The organism is Pseudomonas sp. P42 (genome assembly GCF_017973755.1).
In the GTDB taxonomy this organism is placed as follows: Bacteria; Pseudomonadota; Gammaproteobacteria; order Pseudomonadales; family Pseudomonadaceae; genus Aquipseudomonas; species Aquipseudomonas iridis.
Genome location: NZ_JACOPU010000004.1, coordinates 614,816 through 633,709 on the forward strand (window position 1 = coordinate 614,816; position 18,894 = coordinate 633,709).

Consider the following 18,894-nt stretch of genomic DNA (forward strand, 5'->3'; position numbering starts at 1 on the left):
GATGTGAAATACCGGGTCGAACCCACGTTTGAAAAAGCACAAAAGTCGGCCCTTTCTCCCTCGGGCGAGTGCTGGGCAAGCTGCGTTCCAATGAAGGACGAAACCCTAGGAAACCGTTGCCGCAGCAACGGATATGTACTCAGTCAGTAAATCAATCAACCCCACGAACACTACTGCGATACATAAAAACCAAAGCCAACCCCAAACAAACCATCGCCAAAACCCGACTGGAGGAAAGCTCAATCGCCGGATTCCCCAACCAGCCAAAATTATCAATCAACATACCCATCCCAAGCTGTCCGACAATGACAGCTACCGTCGCCACAGCCGTCCCCACTACAGGCACCGCGCCCACCATCACCATCATATAAACCACCCCAAACAGCGCCCCCATCAACTGCCACTTTGGCACATCCAGCAGACTCACCGCCTGCGCCGGCTCGAAAAACAGAATCAACAACCCGGTCACCACCGCGCCCACCACAAACGTCAGCAAACTGCTGCGCAATACACCAACGGTTTCCCCCAAACGCCCATTGATCGCCGCCTGCACACTCAACACCGCGCCGGCCAATACCACCACTGCCAACAAAATAATCAGACTCATCACTCACCCCCGCGCAATCAAAACCAATGCCACCACGATCAATCCCAACGCCAGCCAGCGCTCAGCGTTAACCTTCTTGCGCGTCGCCCCGAACCAACCAAAATGATCGATCAAGACACTCTTGCCGACCTGTCCGGACAGAATTGCGATCATCGTCATCGCAATACCAATATGCGGCGTCGCCAACGTCAAGACCACCACATACATCGGCCCCAGGAACCCACCGATCAACTGCCAGCGTGGCAGATCGGTGAGCGCAGGGCCCTTTTGCGGGCCTGCGAACAACAACAGCAAAAACAGAATCGCCGAGCCGACGCCAAAGATGCTCAAGGTCGCCCACAGATGCCCGACCTGCACCCCCAACGGCCCGAGCAAGCCCGCTTCCACTGACAAACCCATGCCCGCCAGAATCACCAGCGGCAGCAACAACAATCGCAACAACGGCTTGGCCACTGGCGCGCTAACACTCACCTCATCCAACGTCTGCATAACAAAACCTGTGCAAGTAAACGATGGCGCGGATTATCGGCTGGCTTCGCTGTGCGATAAATGGGAGCATCCGGACAACACTTTTGCGTAACTCGCACAGCAGGACGATCCATGCACGGGCTCAATGAACTCGGTTTCAAGGCACTCAGACTGTTTGTCGCAGTGCTCGACCACGGCAGCTTCTCCGAAGTCGCCCGCCGCGAGGGCGTGGCGCCCTCCTCCATCTCGCGGCAAATCCAGTTGATGGAGCAAGCGCTGAACCAGCAATTGCTCTATCGCCATACGCGCGCGGTGACGCCGACCGAAGCCGGACGCATGCTCGGCCACCACGCGCGGCTGGTGCTGGTGCAACTGGAAGAAGCCGAACAAGCCTTGCAGGAACAGCAAAGCGAACCCACCGGCCTTGTGCGGATCAACGCTCCGGTGGTGTTTGGTCAACGGCATCTGACGCCGTGGCTCGGTCAGTTGTGCGCGCGTTATCCCAAGCTGCAACTGGACATCCAGCAAACCGACCATTACATCGACCCGTTGCAGGAAGGGGCAGACCTGTTGTTTCGCATCGGCCCGCTGCACGATTCGAGCATGCAGGCGCGGATAATTGCGCCGCACCGATTTCAGGTCGCTGCCAGCCCGGCCTACCTGAAACGTCACGGCACGCCGCAACATCCCGACGATCTTGCGCGCCATCAGTGTCTGGCCTACAAAGGCGCGACTGGCCAGCAGCGTTGGTTTTTCCGTCAGGGTCAAAGCGACTGGACGCCCTATTCGGTGAGGGGTCCGATCACCGGCAACCACGCCGACACCCTCACCCAGGCGGCCGAACAGGGGCTGGGGTTAGTGATGTTTCCGTCATGGCTGATTGGTGAAGCGGTGCGCGAAGGCACGCTGGTGCCGGTGCTTGGGGAGTATCAGGTGTCGAACAGTCTGGAACCGCAGCAGATCGCGGTGCTGTGGCCGGGGAGCCGGCGGTTGTCGGTGAAGGTACGGACGGTGATTGATTTCTTTGTCGAATGTTTTGGCGAAGTGCCTTATTGGGACAGACCTTGAGGACTGCACCATCCCTGTAGGAGCTGCCGCAGGCTGCGATCTTTTGATTTTGCTTTTCAGAAGATCAAAAGATCGCAGCCTGCGGCAGCTCCTACAGGGGTTTGCGTACGGCTCCTAGATTCGGAACTGCCCAACCAGTTTGCCCAACCGCTGGCCAAGATCCGCCAGACTGCGCGACGTCTGCGCCCCCAATTGCGTTTCATCCGCCACGCTATCTACCGCCACTGCAATCTGATGCACGCTGCGGTTGATCTCTTCGGCCACCGCCGTCTGTTCCTCGGCAGCGCTGGCAATCTGTGCGTTCATCGAGTTGATGGTCGCGATCAATTCTGCCATCGCGTCCAGCGAAGCCCCGGCCTGATTGGCCTGCGCCGATGTACCGTCACCCGCCTCGCTGGAGCGGCGCATCGCTTCGACCGCCGCTTGCGTGCCGGCCTGCAAGCGATCGATCATCGCCTGAATTTCCTGAGTGCTGATCTGCGTACGACTGGCCAACGCACGCACCTCATCCGCCACCACTGCAAAGCCACGCCCGGCCTCACCGGCCCGCGCCGCTTCAATTGCCGCGTTCAGTGCCAGCAGGTTGGTTTGCTCGGCAATCGAACGGATCACCCCAAGCACACCGACAATCGAACTGACGTCCTGTTGCAGGCTATCGAGCGACACGCCGCTGCTGCGGATGTCATCGACCAGCGCATGAATCTGTTTGATGCTGCCCGCCACCACGCGTTTGGCGCTCTGGCCTTCTTCATCGGTCTGCTGGGCGGCGACAGCGGCGTTCTGTGCGCTCTTGGCGACTTCCTGGGCGGCGGCGGACATTTCGTTGATCGCCGTGGCGACCTGATCCGTCTCGTGGCGCTGACGCTCCATCGCCTGATCCGAACGCTGGGCCTGATCCGACACCTGCGTCACCAACCCGGTCAGTTGTGTGGTCATCTCGGTGATCTGCCGCACCAGGCCGTGAATCTTGTCGACGAAGCGATTGAACGAGCCGGCCAGTTCACCCAGTTCGTCCTGGCTGGTGATGTTCAAGCGGCGGGTCAGGTCACCCTCACCCGCCGCGATATCGTCGAGGTTGGCTTTCATCTGGGTCAGCGGACGCAAAATGGTATTGGCCAGCAGCATCCCCACCGCGGCAATCACCAGCAGCACCACCACCGCCACGCCGACGATGCTCAGCACCACGCCTTGCATGCGTTCCTGCACCTGCGTTTCGACCAGCGCCACTTGCGCTTCGATGCCGTCGAGGTTGACCGAGGTACCGACCGCCATGTCCCACTTCGCCAGGTATTCGGTGTAGCCGAGTTTCGGCACCAGCACCTTTGCGTTGCCCGGCAGCGGCGAGCTGTATTGCAGGTAATGCGTGCCGTCCTTCGCCACTTTCACCAGACCGAGGTTGACGTAAACGCCGTTCGGGTCGCGGTTGTCCTTGAAGCTTTTGCCCACGCCTTCGGGATCGTTGGCCTTGAACAGGCGCACGGTCTCGGAGTCGTAGCCGAAGAAGTAGCCGTCCTTGCCATAGCGAATCCCCGACAGCAGTTTGATCGCCTGCGCGCGCGCCGCTTCATCGCCGGGGGCGGCAGCGTCGTACAACGGTTTGATCGTGGTCATGGCCACGGCGACGTAACTTTGCAGAGTGGCTTTGGCGTCGCCGAGCAGGCGCTCGCGCGTCTGTTCGACCTCTTCGCGCGCCTGTTTCTGAAGAATGAACAGCGTGGTCAGGCTGATGACCAGCGCAAAGAGCAATACCGGGAGGACGGCAAGGGAGAGGACTTTAGCCTTGAGGCTCAGACGCATTGGGGGGCTCACTCTTTTGGTTTTATTGGCGTGGTTAAAGGCTTTAACGGCACGCCAGGTCAAAAGTTGAGTCAGCAGACACCTCATCACCCTGTGGGAGCGGGCTTGCCCGCGATAGCGGTGTGTCTGCCACATAATTGTTGAATGTGTCGAAGCCATCGCGGGCAAGCCCGCTCCCACAGGGTTCAGCGGTTACAACACCATCGCGGCCACCCAGCCGAACGCCAGCAAAGGCAGGTTGTAGTGCAGGAACGTCGGCACCACGGTGTCCCAGATATGGTGATGCTGGCCGTCGATGTTCAGGCCGGAGGTCGGGCCCAGGGTCGAGTCCGAGGCAGGTGAACCGGCGTCGCCCAGCGCACCGGCAGTGCCGACAATGCAGACGATGGCCAACGGGCTGAAGCCCAGTTGCACGCACAGCGGGACGAAAATCGCCGCCAGAATCGGCACCGTGGAAAACGACGATCCGATGCCCATGGTCACCAGCAACCCGACCAGCAGCATCAACAGCACGCCCACGCCCTTGCTGTGATTGATCAACGACGCCGACGACTCGACCAGGGTCTGTATCTGCCCGGTGGCCTTCATCACTTCGGCGAAACCCGAGGCGGCGATCATGATGAAGCCGATCATCGCCATCATCTTCATGCCTTCAGTGAACAGATCATCGGTGTCGCGCCATTTGACGATGCCAGACACCGAGAAGATCAGGAAGCCCACCAGCGCACCGATAATCATAGAATCGAGCAGCAACTGCACGATGAACGCTGCGGCAATCGCCACACCGGCAATCATCAGGCTCAGCGGGTTGTACTGCACCGCCGCTTGCTCGACCTGCTCGATCTTCGCCAGGTCGTACACGCGCCGCTTGCGGTAGCTGATGAAGGCCATCGCCAGACCGAACACCATGCCCAACGCCGGAATACCCATGGCGTGGGTGACATTAATGCCACTGATGTCGACGCCGCTGCGTGCAACGTTGGCCAGCAGGATTTCATTGAGGAAGATGTTGCCGAACCCCACCGGCAGGAACATGTACGGCGTGATCAGACCGAACGTCATGACGCAGGCGATCAAGCGGCGGTCGAGTTGCAGCTTGGTCAGTACATAAAGAAGCGGCGGCACCAGCAACGGAATGAACGCAATGTGGATCGGCAGGATGTTCTGCGAGGCAATTGCCACCACCCACAACAAGCCGATCAGCAGCCATTTTACGTTGCCGCCACCGGTACTGTGCTGGCGGTCGACCATCGCCAGCGCCTTGTCGGCCAGCGCATGGGCCAAGCCCGACTTGGCAATCGCCACGGCGAAAGCGCCGAGCAATGCGTAGGACAACGCCACCGTCGCTCCGCCGCCCAAACCGCTGTTGAACGCCTTTAGCGTGGCATCGATGCCCAAACCACCGGTCAGGCCGCCGACCAGCGCGCCGACGATCAAAGCGATCACCACGTGCACGCGGGACAGGCTGAGAATCAGCATGATGCCAACCGCCGCTATGACTGCATTCATTTCACTACCTCAAAAAACACTGCGGTGGAAAACCGACCGCCAGACAGGATGAGCCCGCCAAAGGTTAACCGGCGGATTGCAAAGAGGGTCTTATTAGAAGGGCGCGCACTGTGAATGAAGCCGCGACAGGCTGCAAGTAACAAGCTGCAAGCTTTTGCGTTTTTTCGCTTGCAGCTTGCGGCTGGAAGCTCAAGAAAGTTGCTGTCAGGCCGCTACAGTGCAAAGTCTAAGATATTTATCGAATAAGGACGTGTCCATGTCGCTGAGACAACTTTCCATCCAATGGAAAATCACCCTGCTCGCCGGGCTTTGCCTGGCCGGTATCGTGACCCTGTTGGTGGGTCTTTCGCTGTATCGCATGGAGCACAGCTCCGAAATGGTGAAAGCCTCCAGCATGGAGATGCTCACCGAATCGGCTCAGGCGCGCATCGAATCCCAGGGCGAAGTGCAAGCGGCGGGCATTCGCCAGCAGTTCATGGACGCCTATCAATACGGCCATGGTTTCTCGCGTCAGGTGCTGTTCCTGCGCGAGCAGGCCGAAAAGCGCTTCCTTGATGCCTTCGACCTGCGCGAAGACATGACCCGTCAGGTCAAGTCCGCGTTGCAGGCCAACCCGGATTTGCTCGGTCTGTCGCTGGTGTTCGAAGCCAACGCGCTGGACGGCAAGGATGAACTGTTTGCCGGCCAGGCCGAGCTGGGCAGTAACGACAAGGGCCGTTTCGCCCTGTACTGGTCGCAGCCGACACCGGGCAAAATCACCTCGATGGCCCTGCCGGAAAGCGACATGGCCGACACCAGCACCGGCCCCAGCGGTCAGGCTGCCAACGCCTGGTTTACCTGCCCGCGCGCCACGCTCAAACCCTGCGTGATCGAACCGTACTTCTACGTGATCGACGGCCAGAACGTGCTGATGACCAGCATCGTTTTCCCGCTGATGGTGAACGGCAAAGTCATCGCTTCGCTGTCGGTCGACATCAACCTCAACAGCCTGCAAGCGATCAGCCAGAGCGCCAGCAAAAAACTCTACGACGGCCAGACCGCCGTGAGCATCATCAGCCCGGTCGGCCTGCTCGCCGGTTACAGCCCGGATGCCGGCAAACTCAGCCAGCGTCTGGACGCCGTGGATAAAACCAGCGGCGCCGAACTGCTGCGCCAACTTGCTTCAAATACCAACGTCAGCAGCCTGCACAGCAACGGCCAGTTGAAAGTGCTATCGCCGTTCCAGCCGATTCCCGGCGGACCGTCGTGGGCAGTGTTGCTGGATGTCCCTGAAAAAGTGCTGGTGGAACGCGCCGAAGCGCTCAAGCAGCAACTGGATGCGAGCAACAACACCGGCACGTTGATCGAGTTGGGCCTCGGCGTTCTGGCGGCGTTGATTGGCCTGCTGCTGGTCTGGCTGATGGCGCGCAGCGTGACCCGACCCATCCTTGGCGTGGCGCACATGCTCGAAGACATCGCCAGCGGCGAAGGCGATCTGACCCGCCGTCTGGCGTATGACAAGCAGGATGAACTCGGTCAACTGGCCGGTTGGTTCAACAAGTTCCTCGACAAGTTGCAGCCGATCATCGCCGAAGTGAAACGCTCGGTGCAGGACGCGCGTAACACCGCCGACCAGTCCTCGGCCATCGCTACGCAGACCAGCGCCGGCATGGAACAGCAATACCGTCAGGTCGATCAGGTCGCGACCGCGTCCCACGAAATGAGCGCCACCGCGCAGGACGTGGCTCGCAGTGCCGCTCAGGCGGCCGAAGCGGCCAAGGATGCTGATCGTGCCACCCGTCAGGGCCTGACCGTGATCGACCGCACCACCGCCAGCATCGACACCCTCGCCGCCGACATGAGCGCGGCAATGGTGCAAGTCGAAGGCCTGGCCGCCAACAGTGAGAAAATCGGCGCGGTGCTGGAAACCATCCGCGCCATTGCCGAACAAACCAACCTGCTGGCCCTCAACGCCGCGATCGAAGCGGCTCGTGCGGGTGAAGCCGGACGCGGTTTTGCCGTCGTCGCCGACGAAGTCCGCAACCTCGCCCGCCGCACGCAGGAGTCGGTGGAGGAAACCCGTCAGGTCATCGAACAGTTGCAGAGCGGCACGCAGGATGTGGTCGGCTCGATGAGTAACAGCCATCGTCAGGCGCAGGGCAGTGTCGAGCAGGTGGGCCAAGCGGTGACGGCGCTGCGTCAGATTGGTGATGCGGTGACGGTGATCAGCGACATGAACCTGCAGATTGCCAGTGCCGCTGAAGAGCAGAGCGCGGTGGCGGAAGAGATCAACAACAACGTGGCGACGATTCGCGATGTGACTGAATCGCTGTCCGGGCAAGCGAACGAGTCGGCGCGGGTGAGCCAGTCGCTGAACAGCCTGGCGAATCAGCAGCAGAGTTTGATGGATCAGTTTCGCGTCTGATTCGAAGAACCTGTTGCGGCTTGCTTGTTCGAGCTACAGCGGTTCACCCAGAAACGCACTCCCCCTGTAGGAGCTGCCGAAGGCTGCGATCTTTTGATCTTGTTTTTAAGAGATCAAGATCAAAAGATCGCAGCCTTCGGCAGTTCCTATAGGGTTTGTGCAAGGGTTCAGGTTATCGCCGAGGCAGCTGAATCTCTACCTTCAACCCGCCCCACTCACTCTCGCCCAACACCAACGTCCCGCCCCACGTATCGACGATATCGCGCACAATCCCCAGCCCCAGGCCATGCCCGTCAGTCTGCTCATCAAGCCGTGTCCCGCGACTGAACACCTGAGCGCGTTGTTCGGCAGGAATCCCCGGGCCATCATCCTCGACGCTCAAGGCAAAACCGTCAGCGCTCTCGACTACGCTCAAACGCACCTCGGCATCCGCCCACTTGCAGGCGTTATCCAGCAGGTTGCCGAGCAGCTCCAGCAAATCCTCACGGTCCCACGGCAGTTGCAGCCCTTTGGGCGCAACATAACTGAGCGCCAGGTGCTCGCCGTGGATCATGTTCAGCGTCGCCAGCAATCCCGGCAGTTCGGCATCGCAATCAAACAGCGCCCCGGGCAACGCATCACCGGACAGTCGCGCGCGATTGAGTTCACGATTGAGCCGTTGCTGCACCTGTTCCAGTTGTTCCTTGAGGATCTTGCGCAGCTCGGGATGGCTGTCGAGTTTTTCGCTCGACGCCAGGCTCAGCAACACCGCCAGCGGCGTTTTCAGCGCGTGGCCGAGATTGCCCAGCGCATTGCGCGAACGCTTGAGGCTGTCTTCGGTGTGCGCGAGCAAATGGTTGATCTGCGCCACCAACGGCTCCAGCTCCACCGGCACTTGATCGTCCAGTTGCGAGCGCTGGCCCTGCTGCAACTGAGCGATTTGCTCACGCGCCTTTTCCAACGGCCGCAGCGCGCGACGCACGGTGAGGCGTTGCAACAACAGAATCAGCAGCAAACCGGCCAGACCGAGACCGAGGCCGACCTGGCGCATGCGCTCGAAGCTCTCGCTCACCGGCGTGTAATCCTGCGCGACACTGATGGAGATCGACTGGCCCAACCGGCGATAGTCCGAACGCAGCACCAGCAGTTTCTGGCCGTCCGGGCCCAATTGCAGATTACTGTGCAGCCCCGGATGCTCGAGCAGCGGCAGATCCTGATCCCACAACGAGCGCGAGCGCCAGTGGCTGTCGGCAAAATCGATGCGGAAATAATGTCCGGAAAACGGCCGCTGATAGGCTGGCGAAAGGTGGCGCTCATCCAGCTGCAAGCCCTGCGGGCCGCGCACCAGCGCCACCAAAAGGCTTTCGCTGTCGTTGCGCAATCCAGCTTCGAGGTAGCGCTGCAAGCCCATTTCGAACAACCACAGACTGGTTTGTGCCAACACCAGCCCCACCACCACCATCACGCTGATCAAACCCAGGCTCAAGCGGCGCTGGATCGACCTCATGAAGCTTGCCCGCCGAACAGGTAACCCTGACCGCGACGGGTTTCAATGACGCTTTTGCCCAGTTTGCGGCGCAGGTGATTGACGTGGACTTCGAGGACGTTGGAGTCACGCTCGGTCTCGCCGTCGTAGAGGTGTTCGGCGAGGTGGCTTTTGGAAAGGATCTGCTCCGGGTGCAGCATGAAATAGCGCAGCAGACGGAATTCTGCGGCGGTCAGCTGGATATCGGCACCATCGCGCGTCACGCACTGACGGCCCTCGTCCAGATGCAGGCCGGCAGCCTTGAGCGTGGTTTGATTGGCCTGCCCCTTGGAACGACGCAACAGCGACTGCACCCGCAGGTGCAGCTCTTCCGGGTGGAACGGTTTGGTCAGGTAATCGTCAGCGCCGGCCTTGAGGCCCTCGATACGTTCAGCCCAGGAGTCGCGCGCCGTGAGGATCAACACCGGGATCGCCAACCCGCCCGCGCGCCACTGCGCCAGCACCTCAAGCCCCGGCACACCGGGCAGGCCGAGGTCGAGGATGATCAGGTCATAGGGCTCGCTGCTGCCCTGATACACCGCATCGCGTCCGTCCGCCAGCCAATCCACCGCGTAGCCTTGGCGTTGCAGGCCGGCGATCAACTCGTCAGCCAGCGGTACGTGGTCTTCCACCAGAAGCAAGCGCATCGGTCAATCTTCCTTGTCTTTCACGAGTTCACCGGTATCGGCCTTCAGGTGCAGCTCGCGCGCCACCCCCTCGGCCGTCAGCAACTCGACTTCATAAATGTAGACGTCGTGTTTTTCTTCCAGCTCGACTTCCAGCAGTTTTGCCCCGGGATAACGATCCATGGCCTGCTGCAACACTTGCTCCAGCGGCAGGATCACCCCGCGCTGACGCAGCTTCAGTGCCTCGTCCTGATCGAGGTCGCGAGCCATCGCCGACGACCAGAACATCACAAGCGCCAACGCAGCGAGGCTGGTGGCGCGAACATTAACCTTCATTACGTATCCTGATGATCCTTGAGAACCTGCCCACTGACCGCGTCTAATTCCAGATCCCAGTTCAGCCCTTGAGGATCACGCAGTTCGACCTGGTAGATGTACTTGCCGTACTCCTCTTCCAGCTCGGTTTCGGTGATGGTCGAACCCGGGTGTTTGGCCAGTGCCGTGGCATTGAGCTTCTCGAAGGAGACGATAGTACCAGCGTCGCGCAGCCGCAGGGCCTCATCAGGGCCCAAATCGCGGGCATGGGCGAGGCTGGTGGTCAGGCCGATGATCGAGACGAGGGACAGGGCAGTCAGGGTTTTCATGGGTATCTCCGTATTTTTTATGTGTTGCCTACGGTGGGCACCTTAACGGGATGAACTTAACTGAAACTGAATGGCCATCATTGTGCCGGCAGAACCCGTTCCCCTGCAGCCTGCGGCAGCTCCTACAGGGATTGGCAACATGTGCTTATAATTCCAAGCTTGCTAACGATCGAGACCGGTATGACTGCCATCCACATCAAGTTTCCCGCCCTCACCCTCAAGGCTGGCCCACGGGCCATGGCGCGCATTCGTGCGCAAGGCCTGAACGCTGCAGACGTCGGCACCCTGCCCGGCGCGGCCGGTGGGCCGAAGGCGCTGGGGATTCAGGGGCTGGATCTGGCGTTGTTCGGTGAGTGGCTGCCAAGTGCGCCGCGCGAGCGTTCGCTGATCGGGGCATCGGTCGGTTCCTGGCGCTTCGCCAGCGCCTGCCTGCCGGACGCCGCCGAAGGCATCCGTCGCCTCGGCCAGCTCTACGCCGAGCAGAATTTCAACAAAGGCGTGACCATGGCCGAGATCAGCCAGAGCTCGCAGCGCATGCTCAACGACCTGCTCGACGGCCGCGATGCGAGCATCCTCACCAACGCTGATTACCGCTTGAACATCATGGTGGTGAAGAGCCAGGGGCGTCTGGCCGATGATCATCGTGGTCGTCTCGGTCTGGCGCTGGGCTCCGTGATTGCCGATAACTTGCGAGGCCGCGCACGGCTGTCGCGGCACTTCGAACGGTTGATCATCCACGATCCGCGCCTGGCGCCGCCGGTCAATGCGTTGAATGACTTTCCGTCACGCTTCGTCGCGCTCAATGCCGGCAATCTGCGTCAAGCGCTGCTGGCGTCGGGGTCGATCCCGATGGTCATGGAAGGCGTGCGTGATTTGCCGGGCGCCGGTGCCGGGACGTTTCGCGACGGTGGCCTGCTCGACTATCACCTCGACCTGCCCTACAGCGGCGACGGTATCGTGCTCTATCCGCACTTCACCGACCGGGTGATTCCGGGCTGGTTCGACAAGACGTTGCCGTGGCGCCGTGCTTCGGTGCAGCGCTTGCAGGACGTGCTGTTGCTCGCGCCTTCGAAGGAATACCTGGCGCGCCTGCCCTACGGCAAACTGCCCGACCGCAACGACTTCAAGCGCTTCATGGGCGATGCACCGAGCCGGCAAAAATACTGGCACGCGGCGATGGACGAGAGCCGCCGACTGGGCGACGAGTTTCTCGAACTGGCTGCCAATGGTCGCCTCGCCGAGCGCTTGCTGACCCTTTAGTCAGCACGGCCAAACACAAGCTGGTAAACTCGCCGCCTGCCCGAATCGCTGCGGCGAACGCCATCTGAACAGAGCTGAAAACACTGTGGAAATCTTCAAGGAATTTACATTCGAATCCGCCCACCGCCTGCCGCACGTCCCGGACGGCCACAAGTGCGGGCGTCTGCACGGTCACTCGTTCAAAGTGGCGATTCACCTCAGCGGTGACCTCGATCCGCACACCGGCTGGATCCGCGACTTCTCCGAGATCAAGGCGATTTTCAAGCCTTTGTACGAGCGTCTGGATCACAACTACCTGAACGATATCCCCGGTCTGGAAAACCCGACCAGCGAAGTATTGGCCAAATTCATCTGGAATGAAATGAAGCCACTGCTGCCGGAACTCAGCGCGATCCGCATTCATGAAACTTGCACCAGCGGTTGCATTTATCGCGGTGAATGATTCAACACAAATCCCCCTGTAGGAGCTGCCGCAGGCTGCGATCTTTTGATCTTGGTCCTGACAAAGAAAGTCAAAAGATCGCAGCCTGCGGCAGCTCCTACAGGGGATTTGTGTTTATCCAGGGAAATAGAGAACAGCCGCCATGGCTGTTTTTTTACGCCTATGCTTCTTGGCTCAAACCCGCCAAGAGGACAGATCCATGACGGACTGGCTGCTCGATCAGGTCTTTGATTTCCATGGCCGACAGGTACGTCATGCCGTGCGCGGCGACGGCCCGCCGCTGGTGTTTGTGCATGGCACGCCCTTCTCTTCCTACGTATGGCACCGCATTGCGCCGCATTTTTTCGCGACGCACCGGGTGCATTATTTCGACCTGCTCGGCTACGGGCGTTCCGAGCAACCTGATGCGGATGTGTCCCTCGGCATACAAAACCAACTCCTCGCGCAATTGCTTGATCACTGGAATATCCAACGTCCCGACGTGGTCGCCCATGACTTCGGCGGCGCCACCGCGTTGCGCACACATCTGCTCGATGGCAAGGACTACCGCAGCCTGACGCTGATCGATCCGGTGGCGCTGACGCCCTGGGGTTCGCCGTTTGTGCAGCATGTGCGCCTGCATGAAGCAGCTTTCAGCGGATTGCCCGACTACATTCAGCGCGCCATCGTACCGACCTACATTCGCGGGGCGATTCACCGCGAGATTCCTGATGATGAATTGGCGCCCTACGTGCAGCCTTGGCTCGGCGATCCGGGCCAAGCGGCGTTCTATCGGCAGATTGCGCAGATGGATGAGCGCTATACCCGTGACGCTGAAAATCAGTACCCGAACATCCGCTGCCCGGTACAGATTCTCTGGGGTGAAGAAGATCAGTGGATTCCCATCGAACGTGGTCGAGCGTTACACAACATGATCCCGGGATCACAATTCCACCCAATCCCCAACGCCGGCCACCTCGTCCAGGAAGACGCCCCGGAAGCCATCGTCGCCGCGCTCCTGCGGTTTCTCTGAGCCCACAAAACGATCACAAACATCCTCTTTAGGAGCTGCCGCAGGCTGCGATCTTTTGCTCTTGATCCGCAAAAACAGGATCAAAAGATCGCGGCCTGCGGCAGCTCCGGGATGGGGTCAGCACAAGACTGTGCGAGCGCTGGACTGCTGGCCCTCACATGGGGCCCGGTTGTGTTCAGGTGCACCGCTTTCGCGCCGAAAACCACCGTCTCGTCTATACATAGCCACAGCGCCCGGTTTGGCACGAGCACTGCAACCCTCCCCGCGTCTTCCCTTTCAGCAAGGACCGCCTCATGACGCAAAACGATTCCGGCAACGATTACCCCCTCAGCGAAGTCCCCCTGCATGCGCGCAAAGGCCTGGCCTCCACGGCGATGGTGTTGCTGGGTTTTACCTTCTTCACCGCGACCATGTTTGCCGGCGGCAAGCTCGGCGTGGCGTTCGGTTTTGCCGAGTTGATGGCGGTGATCATCATCGGCAATCTGCTGCTCGGGGTGTACGCAGCGGGCCTGGGTTACATCGCCTTCAAGAGCGGTCTCAATTCGGTACTGATGGGGCGTTTCTGCTTTGGCGAAGTCGGCAGCAAGCTCAGCGACCTGATCCTCGGTTTCACCCAGATCGGCTGGTATGCCTGGGGCACGGCGACGGCAGCGGTGGTGATCGGCAAGTATTTCAACCTCGATGAGGCCACGGTCCTCGGGTTGATGGTGTTGTTCGGCCTGATGTTCTGCGCCACGGCGTATGTCGGTTATCGCGGGCTGGAGATTCTGTCGTACATCGCGGTGCCGGCAATGATGTTGCTGCTGATGCTGTCGATGTGGGCCGCGACGGTGAAAGTCGGCGGTTTCGAGGGACTGCTGAGCGTTGTGCCCAGTGGTTCGCTGGACTGGTCGACCGCCATCACCCTGGTGTTCGGCACTTTCGTCAGTGGCGCGACGCAGGCGACCAACTGGACGCGCTTTTCGCGTTCGGCAAAAGTTGCGGTACTGGCGAGCCTGATCGGGTTCTTCATCGGCAACGGCCTGATGGTGCTGATCGGCGCCTATGGCGCCATCGTCTACCAGCAACCGGACGTGGTTGAAGTGCTGCTGTTGCAGGGTTTCGCCATGGCCGCAATGGCGATGCTGTTGCTGAACATCTGGAGCACTCAGGACAACACCATCTACAACTTCGCCGTCGCCGGTTGCAACCTGTTGCGCACCGGGCGGCGCAAGACCGTGACGTTGGCGGGTGCGGTGATCGGCACCCTGCTCGCCCTGCTGGGCATGTACGACATGCTGGTGCCTTATCTGATTCTGCTTGGCACGGTGATCCCACCGATTGGCGGCGTGATCATGGCCGACTTCTTCTACCGCTGGCGCGGGCGCTATCCGCGTCTGGCCGACGCACGGCTGCCGGCCTTCAACTGGCCGGGCCTCGGGGCCTACGGGATCGGCACCGTCGCGGCGTTCAGCTCGCCGTGGGTCGCGCCGCTGGTAGGGATCGCTGCTGCCGCGCTAACGTATGTCATCTTCACCGCCATACTCGGCGCCCGCAGTGCAAGCGCGCCACTTCAAGACTTATAAGAAGGATTTGCCTGATGCACATCATCAACGCCCGACTGCGCAACCAGGAAGGTTTGCACGAATTGCACCTTGAAGACGGGCTGATCCGCAGCATCGCCCGCCAGACCGAAGCCCCGACCCTGGGCCCCGACGACCTCGACGCCGGCGGCAATCTGGTAGTGCCGCCCTTCGTCGAGCCGCACATTCACCTCGACGCCACCCTCACCGCCGGCGAACCGCGCTGGAACATGAGCGGCACGCTGTTCGAAGGCATCGAATGCTGGGGCGAGCGCAAGGTCACTATCACCGAAGAAGACACCAAGACCCGCGCCAAGAAAACCATTCAGACCCTGGCGGCTCACGGCATCCAGCATGTGCGCACCCACGTCGACGTCACCGACCCGCAACTCACCGCACTCAAAGCCATGCTCGAAGTGCGCGAGGAAAGTCGACACCTGATCGACCTGCAAATCGTCGCGTTTCCGCAGGAAGGCATCGAGTCGTTCCGCAATGGGCGCGAGTTGATGGAAGAAGCCATCCGCATGGGCGCCGACGTGGTCGGCGGGATCCCGCATTTCGAGTACACCCGCGATCAGGGTGTCAGTTCGGTGAAGTTCCTGATGGACCTGGCCGAACGCACCGGATGCCTGGTCGACGTGCACTGCGACGAGACCGACGACCCGCACTCACGCTTCCTCGAAGTGCTCGCCGAAGAAGCACGCAGCCGTGACATGGGCGCCCTCGTCACCGCCAGCCACACCACGGCGATGGGCTCCTACGACAACGCCTACTGCGCAAAACTGTTCCGCCTGCTCGGCCATTCCGGGATCAGTTTCGTCTCGTGCCCGACCGAGAGCATTCACCTGCAAGGGCGTTTCGACAACTTCCCGAAACGCCGTGGCGTGACCCGCGTGAATGAGCTGCTCGAAGCCGGAATGAACGTGTGTTTCGGCCAGGATTCGATCGTCGACCCGTGGTATCCGCTGGGCAACGGCAACATTCTGCGCGTGCTTGAAGCCGGCCTGCACATCTGCCACATGCTCGGTTACCGCAACCTGCAAAGTGCGCTGGATCTGGTCACCGATAACAGCGCCAAAGCGATGAATCTGGGCGAGCGCTATGGCCTGGAACAGGGGCGACCGGCAAACCTGCTGATCCTCTCGGCGGACAGCGATTACGAGGTCATTCGCAGCCAGGGCTTGCCGCTGTATTCGATTCGCGGCGGCAAGGTGTTGATGAAGCGGCAGATGCCGGTGGTGGAGTTCAGCAGCAGTTTGAGCTGAGGCCGAGGGCCCCATCGCTGGCAAGCCAGCTCCCACAGGATTTTCGGTGAGCACAGTGTGTGTCTGGCCTAGGACTGCCGTGTACACAGACGCAGTGCTCAGCACAAAAACCTGTGGGAGTCTGGCTTGCCAGCGATGGCGATTTCAAATTCAACCCATCAACTGCGCCGTACCGAACAATCTGACCCCGATCAATTCACCGTGCTCTTCTTCAAGCAAAATCGGAGCGGTGCCGCCTGGCATCACGACGTGCACCTCGCCCGCGTCAACCCAACCGACTCGCCACGCCGCGCACGCCACCGCACTGGCGCTGGTACCGGAGGAAGCGGTCGGCCCTTCGCCGCGTTCGAACACCCGCGCGACAATTCGCTGCTCGGACTCGCGCACGGCCCACTGCAGATTGACGCCCGCCGGGCAAGGATCACCTTCACCCGTCGGCATCGCATAAGCAATCCGGGTCAGGCCTTCGGTCAGTGGTGATTCGCGCATTTGCTCGTTACTCGGCAATGCGCCAGCGTCTGTCAGTAACGTCACACAATGCGGATTGCCGATGCGTACAAACTGACTGCGGCTCCACGTCGGATCGAGTTGCGCCAAGGGCTGCACATGGCTCACGGCACGCCCATTGAATTCGCCGTTTGCAATGTTCTGCGCCCCGACCGCATCCGCGCCGAATTCGGGTTGGCCGAGATCCAGCCAGAAACCTTTCACACCTTCGATTTGCGCCGGTTTCACCGAAGTTTGCAGCGCATCACCCTTGTCGTGGTGGACGCTTAATCGTGCCCCCTGATCCGGCATCGATCCCTGTTCGGTCAACGCTTGAGAAAATATCGTCAGGCCGTTGCCACTGCGCTCGGCGAGGGTGCCGTCGGTGTTGACGATCAGCACGTCAAACGGCGGCGAGTTCTGGAAAGGGCCGATCAGCAGGCCATCGCTGCGGTGAGGTTTGCTGTGGGGCGGGCGCTGACCTTCCGGCCAGTCGCAGCACAGCGCGATGGCCGCTTTACTCCATGCCTTGCGCGATGACGCACATTCGGTTGCACTCGCTGGCAAATCAATCCCCGCTTCACGCAACGTCGCCGGAGAAACCATCCCATAGATGTTGCCCCGAGCATCGTAGAACTGCGTCATCACCTGCCCTTCATCGTTTCGAAAATAGCACTGTAAAACGCAATCCCCTGTGGGAGCGAGCCCGCTCGCGAATGCGTGGGCTGAGTCAAAGAACCTGTCCACCGACACACCGCTTTCGCGAGCAGGCTCGCTCCCACGGGTTGGACTGTGCAACGATATCCTCCTGCGTTCCACCAAGCCCTGTGATCGAACCTCGACGCTCAATCACTGTCCCTCGGGGACGCGATGTATTTTTCCCAAGGATCGATATGACCAGCCTCACCCCCCAAGACACGTTCGTCCCCGGACGCATGCAACAGATGTCCACCCGCATCGCTTTTTTCATCGCCGGCCTCGGTATTGCCGCGTGGGCGCCACTGGTGCCGTACGCCAAGGCCCGCGCCGGGCTCAATGAGGGCACCTTGGGATTGCTGCTGTTGTGCCTCGGCGTCGGTTCGATTCTGGCGATGCCATTGGCGGGTATTTTGGCCACGCGGTTTGGCTGCCGACGCGTGGCAACTGGCGGCACGTTACTGATCTGCGCGGCGTTGCCGTTGCTGGCGACGGTGTCGTCGGTTCCGGCGCTGATTGCCACGCTGTTCATGTTCGGCGCAGGGCTGGGTACGGTGGATTCGACGGTAAACCTGCAAGCGGTGATCGTCGAGCGCGCCAGCGGCAAGAACATGATGTCGGGTTTTCACGGCTTGTTCAGCCTCGGCGGGATTGTCGGCGCGGCGGGCGTCAGCGCCCTGCTCGGCCTTGGTATGTCGCCGCTGGGTGCGATGCTGGTGGTGGTCGCGGTGCTGATCGGCGCGCTGTTCAAATGCGTCCCGCACATGCTGCCGTATGGCAGCGAAAGCTCGGGCCCGGCCTTCGCGGTGCCGCACGGCATCGTGCTGTTTATCGGCGGGATGTGCTTCATCGTGTTCCTCACCGAAGGCGCGGCGCTGGACTGGAGCGCGGTGTTCCTCGCTCAGGAACGCGGGATCGACACGGCGTATGCGGGTTTGGGTTACGCGGCATTTGCCCTGACCATGACCGCCGGCCGCTTGATGGGCGACCGGATTGTGCGCAGTGTCGGTGCGACGCGGATCATTCTGTTTGGTGGCCTGTTGGCGGCGGCAGGCTTGTTCCTGGCGACGTTCGCGCCAAGCTGGCAACTCGCTCTGGTCGGTTATGCGCTGGTCGGTGCCGGTTGTTCGAACATCGTGCCGGTGCTGTACACGGCGGTGGGCAAGCAGACGGTGATGCCGGAAAGCATTGCCGTGCCGGCGATCACTACGCTGGGTTATGCGGGGATTCTGGCGGGGCCGGCGGTGATCGGGTTTGTCGCGCATGCCAGCAGCTTGAGCTTCGCGTTTGGGCTAATGGCGGTGTTGTTGGTGGCGGTGGCGATTGGCGGGAAGGTGTTGAAAGTCTGAACCGAGTGCAGCTGCCAGATCGCGAACTGTGTGGGAGTTGCTGAAGGCTGCGGTCTTTTGATTTGGTTTTTTGGGGGTTGGGTTTGGGGTTTGTGGGCATATCCGTTGGTGCGGGTGCTGCCGCTGGCGGTTTCGCTCTTACAGCGAGTCCCTTTTTCAAACGCCAAAAAGGAACCAAAAGGCTTTGCCCCGGCG

The 18,894-nt window shown here is 60.7% G+C and carries 16 protein-coding genes and 3 pseudogenes; 9 read left to right on the forward strand and 10 right to left on the reverse strand.

Going from position 1 to position 18,894, the window contains the following annotated elements:
• Positions 1-151: 151 nt before the first annotated feature.
• Both H8B20_RS15985 and H8B20_RS15990 read right to left on the reverse strand, forming a co-directional pair.
• Positions 152-607 (reverse strand): DMT family transporter, encoded by a 456-nt coding sequence (locus H8B20_RS15985; protein WP_042560080.1) that lies wholly within the window; start codon positions 605-607, stop codon positions 152-154.
• A gap of 3 nt (positions 608-610) precedes the next feature.
• On the reverse strand, positions 611-1,096 hold the full coding sequence (locus H8B20_RS15990; protein ID WP_042560081.1) for a DMT family transporter: 486 nt from the start codon (positions 1,094-1,096) through the stop codon (positions 611-613).
• A 111-nt stretch (positions 1,097-1,207) separates the two neighbouring features.
• On the opposite strand from H8B20_RS15990, the gene H8B20_RS15995 reads away from it, so the two are divergent.
• Positions 1,208-2,143, forward strand: coding sequence for a LysR family transcriptional regulator (locus H8B20_RS15995; protein ID WP_210623820.1), 936 nt, complete (start codon positions 1,208-1,210; stop codon positions 2,141-2,143).
• A gap of 114 nt (positions 2,144-2,257) precedes the next feature.
• On the opposite strand, the gene H8B20_RS28305 is transcribed toward H8B20_RS15995, so the two are convergent.
• The 3 genes and pseudogenes from H8B20_RS28305 to H8B20_RS16005 all read right to left on the reverse strand — a co-directional run bounded on the left by H8B20_RS28305 (position 2,258) and on the right by H8B20_RS16005 (position 5,449).
• A complete protein-coding gene (locus H8B20_RS28305; protein ID WP_395593806.1) occupies positions 2,258-3,079 on the reverse strand; it encodes a methyl-accepting chemotaxis protein in 822 nt (273 codons plus the stop codon).
• Positions 3,080-3,115: 36 nt separating this feature from the next.
• A pseudogene (locus H8B20_RS28310) lies at positions 3,116-4,099 on the reverse strand (cache domain-containing protein); the annotation flags it as partial.
• Positions 4,100-4,132: 33 nt separating this feature from the next.
• A complete protein-coding gene (locus tag H8B20_RS16005) occupies positions 4,133-5,449 on the reverse strand; it encodes a Na+/H+ antiporter family protein (protein ID WP_042560084.1) in 1,317 nt (438 codons plus the stop codon).
• Between the two features lie 577 nt (positions 5,450-6,026).
• On the opposite strand from H8B20_RS16005, the pseudogene H8B20_RS28315 reads away from it, so the two are divergent.
• Positions 6,027-6,995, forward strand: a pseudogene (locus H8B20_RS28315) (PDC sensor domain-containing protein); the annotation flags it as partial.
• A 264-nt stretch (positions 6,996-7,259) separates the two neighbouring features.
• A pseudogene (locus H8B20_RS28320) lies at positions 7,260-7,853 on the forward strand (methyl-accepting chemotaxis protein); the annotation flags it as partial.
• 172 nt (positions 7,854-8,025) lie between these two features.
• On the opposite strand, the gene H8B20_RS16015 reads toward H8B20_RS28320, so the two are convergent.
• Genes H8B20_RS16015 through H8B20_RS16030 form a run of 4 tightly spaced genes read right to left on the reverse strand, consistent with a single transcriptional unit; the run spans position 8,026 to position 10,627 of the window.
• Entirely contained in the window at positions 8,026-9,339 is a 1,314-nt protein-coding gene (locus tag H8B20_RS16015; protein WP_210623822.1) for a sensor histidine kinase, read from the reverse strand.
• Positions 9,336-10,004, reverse strand: coding sequence for a response regulator transcription factor (locus H8B20_RS16020; protein WP_042560088.1), 669 nt, complete (start codon positions 10,002-10,004; stop codon positions 9,336-9,338). The genes H8B20_RS16015 and H8B20_RS16020 overlap by 4 nt, the downstream gene beginning before the upstream one ends.
• A gap of 3 nt (positions 10,005-10,007) precedes the next feature.
• Positions 10,008-10,319: a PepSY domain-containing protein gene (locus H8B20_RS16025; RefSeq protein WP_210623823.1), complete on the reverse strand. Its 312-nt coding sequence runs from the start codon at positions 10,317-10,319 to the stop codon at positions 10,008-10,010.
• Positions 10,319-10,627, reverse strand: a complete 309-nt coding sequence (locus H8B20_RS16030) for a PepSY domain-containing protein (protein WP_150592424.1) — start codon at positions 10,625-10,627, stop codon at positions 10,319-10,321. Before H8B20_RS16030 ends, H8B20_RS16025 begins: the two co-directional genes overlap by 1 nt.
• Positions 10,628-10,807: 180 nt before the next feature.
• Here H8B20_RS16030 and H8B20_RS16035 point away from each other — a divergent pair, with 180 nt between their 5' ends.
• From H8B20_RS16035 to codA, 5 genes are all read left to right on the forward strand, one after another.
• The gene (locus H8B20_RS16035; protein ID WP_047300665.1) at positions 10,808-11,887 is read left to right on the forward strand and encodes a patatin-like phospholipase family protein; all 1,080 of its coding nucleotides are present in this window, start codon (positions 10,808-10,810) and stop codon (positions 11,885-11,887) included.
• Positions 11,888-11,972: 85 nt separating this feature from the next.
• The gene (gene queD / locus H8B20_RS16040; protein WP_003223505.1) at positions 11,973-12,329 is read left to right on the forward strand and encodes a 6-carboxytetrahydropterin synthase QueD; all 357 of its coding nucleotides are present in this window, start codon (positions 11,973-11,975) and stop codon (positions 12,327-12,329) included.
• 199 nt (positions 12,330-12,528) lie between these two features.
• Positions 12,529-13,341 carry an alpha/beta fold hydrolase gene (locus H8B20_RS16045; RefSeq protein WP_042560092.1) on the forward strand — a complete coding sequence of 271 codons (813 nt, stop codon included), beginning with the start codon at positions 12,529-12,531 and terminating at the stop codon, positions 13,339-13,341.
• Between the two features lie 293 nt (positions 13,342-13,634).
• Complete coding sequence (gene codB, locus H8B20_RS16050) at positions 13,635-14,906, forward strand: cytosine permease (protein ID WP_210623824.1); 1,272 nt, start codon at positions 13,635-13,637, stop codon at positions 14,904-14,906.
• Between the two features lie 14 nt (positions 14,907-14,920).
• Complete coding sequence (codA, locus tag H8B20_RS16055) at positions 14,921-16,168, forward strand: cytosine deaminase (RefSeq protein WP_042560094.1); 1,248 nt, start codon at positions 14,921-14,923, stop codon at positions 16,166-16,168.
• Positions 16,169-16,318: 150 nt separating this feature from the next.
• Here codA and H8B20_RS16060 read toward each other — a convergent pair whose 3' ends face one another.
• Positions 16,319-17,299 (reverse strand): diaminopimelate epimerase, encoded by a 981-nt coding sequence (locus H8B20_RS16060; RefSeq protein ID WP_210623825.1) that lies wholly within the window; start codon positions 17,297-17,299, stop codon positions 16,319-16,321.
• Positions 17,300-17,547: 248 nt separating this feature from the next.
• On the opposite strand from H8B20_RS16060, the gene H8B20_RS16065 reads away from it, so the two are divergent.
• Entirely contained in the window at positions 17,548-18,699 is a 1,152-nt protein-coding gene (locus H8B20_RS16065; RefSeq protein ID WP_115147256.1) for an MFS transporter, read from the forward strand.
• The last annotated feature ends 195 nt before the right edge of the window (positions 18,700-18,894 follow it).

Coding starts and splice junctions, on each gene's coding strand:
- H8B20_RS16060 (WP_210623825.1), bottom strand. CDS start 17,299: ATGACGCAGTTCTACGATGCTCGGGGCAACATCTATGGGATGGTTTCT.
- H8B20_RS28305 (WP_395593806.1), bottom strand. CDS start 3,079: ATGACCACACAACTGACCGGGTTGGTGACGCAGGTGTCGGATCAGGCC.
- H8B20_RS16025 (WP_210623823.1), bottom strand. CDS start 10,319: ATGAAGGTTAATGTTCGCGCCACCAGCCTCGCTGCGTTGGCGCTTGTG.
- codB (WP_210623824.1), top strand. CDS start 13,635: ATGACGCAAAACGATTCCGGCAACGATTACCCCCTCAGCGAAGTCCCC.
- H8B20_RS15995 (WP_210623820.1), top strand. CDS start 1,208: ATGCACGGGCTCAATGAACTCGGTTTCAAGGCACTCAGACTGTTTGTC.
- H8B20_RS16065 (WP_115147256.1), top strand. CDS start 17,548: ATGACCAGCCTCACCCCCCAAGACACGTTCGTCCCCGGACGCATGCAA.
- H8B20_RS16045 (WP_042560092.1), top strand. CDS start 12,529: ATGACGGACTGGCTGCTCGATCAGGTCTTTGATTTCCATGGCCGACAG.
- H8B20_RS16030 (WP_150592424.1), bottom strand. CDS start 10,627: ATGAAAACCCTGACTGCCCTGTCCCTCGTCTCGATCATCGGCCTGACC.
- codA (WP_042560094.1), top strand. CDS start 14,921: ATGCACATCATCAACGCCCGACTGCGCAACCAGGAAGGTTTGCACGAA.
- H8B20_RS16005 (WP_042560084.1), bottom strand. CDS start 5,449: ATGAATGCAGTCATAGCGGCGGTTGGCATCATGCTGATTCTCAGCCTG.
- H8B20_RS15990 (WP_042560081.1), bottom strand. CDS start 1,096: ATGCAGACGTTGGATGAGGTGAGTGTTAGCGCGCCAGTGGCCAAGCCG.
- H8B20_RS16015 (WP_210623822.1), bottom strand. CDS start 9,339: ATGAGGTCGATCCAGCGCCGCTTGAGCCTGGGTTTGATCAGCGTGATG.
- H8B20_RS16020 (WP_042560088.1), bottom strand. CDS start 10,004: ATGCGCTTGCTTCTGGTGGAAGACCACGTACCGCTGGCTGACGAGTTG.
- H8B20_RS16035 (WP_047300665.1), top strand. CDS start 10,808: ATGACTGCCATCCACATCAAGTTTCCCGCCCTCACCCTCAAGGCTGGC.
- H8B20_RS15985 (WP_042560080.1), bottom strand. CDS start 607: ATGAGTCTGATTATTTTGTTGGCAGTGGTGGTATTGGCCGGCGCGGTG.